This window comes from Acidovorax sp. HMWF018 (assembly GCF_003061035.1).
Taxonomy (GTDB): domain Bacteria; phylum Pseudomonadota; class Gammaproteobacteria; order Burkholderiales; family Burkholderiaceae_C; genus Acidovorax; species Acidovorax delafieldii.
In genome coordinates, this window is sequence record NZ_QAIM01000569.1 from 21,760 (window position 1) to 27,037 (window position 5,278).

Sequence of the window (5,278 nt, forward strand, 5' to 3'; positions counted from 1 at the left end):
GCTACGTCCTTCGCCGCTGCGTCTTGAAAGTCGAAGCTGAGAACGTGGAAGGCTTGCAAGAACCTCCATACGCTCTCATCGGCCACCGGTGAGCCGTTCGTCTGATCGATGATTGCTTTGATCGTCTCGTAGTCGGCCTTGGCTTGCTTGTTCAAGGTTCCCTGGCCTCGGCGGCGCGCCGAGAAGTCGGCCGCGTCGCCAGCGGCTCTGGCTTGACCAATCAGCCAGCGCACGTCGTGTTGAATACGATTCGTTCCCAGGAAGGTGACCAAGACGATCGCGTCGCGGCCCTGCTGGAATAGCGTCGTGTTGTTGAAGTCCGCCCAGGCGGCCGCCAGCGTCTCCCTGCACTCCTCGTCGTTGAGACTGAACGTGAAGGTTCGTTTGATCTGCGCGGCCACCTTGTGGATTTGGCCAGCTTCCGACTGAGCCTCCACCACCAAGTCGTCGATGCGCCAGCCGAGTCGACGAGCTTGGAAGTGCACCCGTTGCGGAGCAGCGTCGGAGAAGATGGGCATGAACGACTTCGTGAGCAGCAGACCCAGAAAATAGGCGCCAACCCGTCGTTCGAAGTCGCCCCCAGCCCCCCCCGTTGAGATCACGCTCGCCACGCTCATTTCGCCCCCTTTTTCTCGCACGCTTGGTAATTGTCCATGCTCTCGCAGATTGGAAGCGGATGCGAGTCAAAGGGTGCTTCGATGCGCGCTTTCAGAGGGCTATTTCAGCTATAGCGCATGGTGCGCACGAGTCTCTCGGATGGTTCATGAAGATGCGCCTTCGTGGCGCTGCTGTCGACAAGTGACCATGACAGTCGTGTCACGTTGATGAAGGCGTCCAGCGTCCGTTGTCGAGTGATGCAGTCGTTCATGGACTGACGTGTGAATGACGGCTGCCAGCCTAAAACGGCCAGACACTCCGCCCAAAAAATCTGCCTATTCCCGCCCACGGAAGCTCAGCACCTTGCGCCCGGCATCAATCACATCACTACTAATTTGATAGCTATAAGCGCTTGATAGACAGGCGGTAGAGCCCAATTTTCTTCAAATTCCAGCACACCGCACCACTGAAACCACGCACGCACCCATCTCGCCGGTGCTCAAGGCGCGCGGCCACTGAGGCAGGCCACACACCGCCACGCCAGCAAAAGCCAGCGCGGCGGTGCGTGGTGCACAACGCTTTCTTTCTCTCTCCGGCAGCGGCTTACTTCACCGCAAACCGCACATTCGCCGCCTTCTTGCCCGGCAGTGTCACCAGCGCCACCACCTTGGTGCCTGCTGCGACCTTGAAGATGCCTTTGGTTTCGAGCCTGCCCTCGCCTGCCGGTACAAGCACGGCCTCGGATTTCACGGTGCCGTTGAGCAGCGTGAGCTTGGCGCTCACTCCCTCGGTTTTGGCGGGTTTGCCGTGGTCGCGCAGGTGCAGGGTGATGGTGTCGGGCTTGGCGACCAGTTCGTAGTCCATGTCGTTGGCCTCGGCCACGATGCCGCCGTGTTGGGGCTTGTGGTCGTGGCCCGCGCCGTGGTCGCCAGCGGCATGGACGGCGGTGGTGGCCAAAGCTGCGAGGGCCAGGGCGGCGAACAGTTGGCGGGTGGTTTTCATGAGAGTCCTTTCAAAGGGTGAATGAAAAAGCAAACGAACAAATAAAAAGAACAAGTACAAAACAAGAAAAGCTCAGAACGCCTCGGCGTTCTTGTCGTCCAGCAGGCGTTCGGCATCCTTGCGGCCAAACAGCCAGAACAGGGCGGGGGTGAGGAAGGTGTCGAGCAGCGTGGAGCTGATGAGGCCGCTGAAGATGACCACGGCCACCGGGTGCAGGATTTCGGTGCCGGGGCGTTCGGCCTCCAGCAGCAGCGGGGCCAAAGCAAAGGCGGTGACCAGGGCGGTCATCAGCACGGGGCTCAAGCGCTCCAGCGAGCCGCGCACGATCATGGCGGTGTCAAAGCGCTCGCCCTCCACGCGCATCAGGTTGAGGTAGTGGCTCACCTTCAAAATGCCGTTGCGCACCGAGATGCCCGCCAGCGTGATGAAGCCGATCAGCGCCGCCACCGACAGCGGCTGGCCCGACACCCACAGCCCCAGCACCGCGCCCACCAGCGCCAGCGGGATGTTGGCCATGATGAGGGCCGACAGCGTGGCCGAGCGGTAGCGGGTGTACAGCACCACAAACATCAGCACCAGCGAAACGATGGCGAGCAGGCCCACCAGGCGGCTGGCTTCTTCCTGCGCCTGGAACTGGCCGCCGAGGGTGATGAAGTAGCCCTCGGGCAGGCGGGTGTCGCCCACGGCCTGGCGGATGTCGGCCACCACGTCGGACAGCGCCCTGCCCTGCGCGTTGGCCGAGAGCACGATGCGGCGCTTGCCATCGTCGCGGCTGATCTGGTTGGGGCCATCGCCTTCTTCGATGGTGGCCAGGCGCGACAGCGGCACGGGGCCACGCGGCGTGTCGATGAGCACCCGCGCCAGGCCGTCGATGGAGCGTGCGCTGTCGGGCAGGCGCACCACCAGTGCAAAGCGGCGGCTGCCCTCCACCACCTGGGCTACTTTTTCGCCCTCTACCAGCGTCTGCAGCGCGGCCAGCACCTGGGGGGCGGGCACGCCCATTTGTGCAGCGGCGGCGTAGTCCACGCGCACGGTGATCTGCGGCGCCAGCACCTGCTTTTCCACCTCCAGGTCGGCCAGGCCGGGGATACCCGCCAGCCGCGCGCGCAGGGCTTCGGCCTGGCCCCGCAGCGTGTCCAGGTCGTCGCCAAAGAGCTTGATGGCGATTTGCGAGCGCACGCCCGAGAGCATGTGGTCGATGCGGTGCGAGATGGGCTGGCCGATGGCGATGGCGGCGGGCAGGTGCGCCAGGCGGCTGCGGATGTCGGCCTGCACCTCGGCCATGCTGCGCTTGAGCTCGGCCGCAGGCAGCAGGCCCACGTCCAGCTCGCTCACGTGCACGCCTTCGGCATGTTCATCGAGCTCGGCGCGGCCACTGCGCCGGCCCACGTGCGTGACCTCGGGCACCTGGCGCACCAGCACCTCGGCCTGGCGGGCCAGCGCGCTCGATTCGGCCAGCGTGACGCCGGGGTTGAGCCGCATGCCGATGAGCAACGTGCCTTCGTTGAACGGCGGCAAGAACGTGGTGGGGAAAAACGGCACCGCCGCTGCCGAAAGCGCCACCGCCACCGCGCTCACGGCCAGGGCCGTGCGCGGTCGCGCCAGCACGGCCGAAAGTCCACTGCGGTAGCGCGCTTTGAGCCAGGCCACCAGGCGCGTGTCGCCATGGTCGAGGTTCTTCATGCGCGGCAGCAGGTAAAAAGCCAGCACCGGCGTGACGGTGACCGACACCAGCAGCGATGCCAGCGTGGACACGATGAACGCAATGCCCAGCGGCACAAACAGCCGCCCCTCAATGCCCGGCAGCGCAAACAGCGGCAAGAACACCAGCACGATGATGGCCGTGGCATACAGGATGCCCGAGCGCACTTCCATGGACGCGAGCTTGACCACCTCGATGGGGTGCAGGCGGTGGTGGGGGTGCTTGGCGCGGTCCATCTTCAGGCGGCGCAGCACGTTTTCCACATCGACCACCGCGTCGTCCACCAAGCCGCCAATGGCAATGGCCAGGCCGCCCAGCGTCATGGTGTTGATCGACAGGCCGAAATACTTGAACACCAGCGCCGTGATGAAGATGGACACCGGGATGGCCGTGAGCGCAATCACCGTGGGCCTGAGCGTGCCGAGGAACACGAACAAAATCACCGCCACGAACACCGAGGCGCCCATGAGCTTGCCCTGCAGCGTGGTGACCGACGCCTCGATGAAGCTTGCCTGGCGGAAGGTGACGCGCGGCGCCTCCATGCCGGTGGGCAGCGAGTTCTTCAGGTCCACCAGCGCGGCCTCAATGCTGCGCGTGAGGCCAATGGTGTCGGCCGTGGGCTGCTTCTGGATGCCCAGGATGACGGCGCCCTGCCCTTCAAAGCCCGCGTCGCCGCGCTTGGTGGCGGCGGCAAAGGTGGCATCGGCCACCTGGCGCAGCAGCACGCTCTGGCCGTTTTTGGCGGTGAGGGCGAGGTTCTGCAGGTCTTCGAGCCGCGAGGTGCGGCCCAGGTGGCGGATGAGGTATTCGCGCCCGCCCAACTCCAGAAACCCGCCCGAGGTATTGGCCGCAAAGCCCTTGAGCGCGCCCGTGAGCTGGTCGTGCGTGATGCCCAGCGCCGCCATGCGCGACGTGTCGGGCAGCACCTGGAACTGGCGCACCTCGCCACCGATGGGGATCACCTGCGCCACACCGGGGATGGCCATGAGGCGCGGGCGCAGCACCCAGTCGGCGTACTCGCGCACGGCCATGGGCGTGGTCTTGGCGGCGTCGATGGGGATGGCCACCTGCATGATCTCGCCCATGATGGAGCTGATGGGCCCCATGCGTGGCGTGATGCCGGTGGGCAGACCTTCTTCCATGGACGACAGGCGTTCGGACACCATCTGGCGCGCCCGGTAGATCTCGGTGCTCCAGTCGAAGGTGACATAGATGAACGACAGACCCGCGCTGGAGGTGGAGCGCACGCTCTCCACACCGGGCAGGCCGTTCATCGTGGTCTCCAGCGGGAAGGTGATGAGCTGCTCCACCTCTTCGGCGGCCATGCCACCCGCCTCGGTCATGAGGGTGACGGTGGGTTTGTTGAGGTCCGGGAACACGTCCACCGGCGTGCGCGAGAGCGTGAAGGCGCCATAGGCCATGAGCACGGCGGCGGCGATGAGCACCAGCAGCCGGTTGACCAGGCTGTTTTCGAGAAGCCACTTGAACATAGCGACTCCTTAGCGGACTTGGTTGATGAGCGTGGCGCCCTGCGTGGCCACGCGGTCGCCGGGCTGGAGGCCCGAGGTCACGGCCACCGAGGTGCCATCCAGCGGCACCGCCGTGACCACCCGGGGCACAAAGCGCTCGGGCGACTCCTTGACCCAGACGATGGTCTGGTTGGCCGGGTTGCGCAGCAGCGCGGCGGCGGGCACCTGCACGCCATCGACCTTGTCGGTGGACTGCACGAACACGCGTACCGGCTGGCCCAGGGCCAAGGTGCCAAGCGCAGACGAGTCGCCCGCAAACTGCAGCGGCTGCGCCTGATCACGCAGGCTGCGCGCCGCGCCCAGAAAGCGCAGTGGCACGCGCTGCCCGGCCACGGCCAGCGTGGCACCGGCCACGCTCTGGGCCTGTGCTGGGTCGTAGGCCAGGGCCTCGATGCGCAGGCGCGATGGGTCTACCACCTCAAACACCAGTTCGCGCGCATCCACCACC

General features: G+C 65.5%; 3 protein-coding genes and 1 pseudogene. All 4 read right to left on the minus strand.

The window, feature by feature from the left end:
- Nucleotides 1-518: hypothetical protein (locus DBR23_RS30060; RefSeq protein WP_233250713.1), on the minus strand; the 518-nt coding region annotated here is incomplete at its 3' end.
- A 682-nt stretch (nucleotides 519-1,200) separates the two neighbouring features.
- Nucleotides 1,201-1,599, minus strand: coding sequence for a hypothetical protein (locus DBR23_RS24395; protein ID WP_108499841.1), 399 nt, complete (start codon nucleotides 1,597-1,599; stop codon nucleotides 1,201-1,203).
- Between the two features lie 72 nt (nucleotides 1,600-1,671).
- Nucleotides 1,672-4,791 carry an efflux RND transporter permease subunit gene (locus tag DBR23_RS24400; RefSeq protein WP_108499842.1) on the minus strand — a complete coding sequence of 1,040 codons (3,120 nt, stop codon included), beginning with the start codon at nucleotides 4,789-4,791 and terminating at the stop codon, nucleotides 1,672-1,674.
- A 9-nt stretch (nucleotides 4,792-4,800) separates the two neighbouring features.
- Nucleotides 4,801-5,278: pseudogene (locus DBR23_RS31670) on the minus strand (efflux RND transporter periplasmic adaptor subunit); the annotation flags it as partial.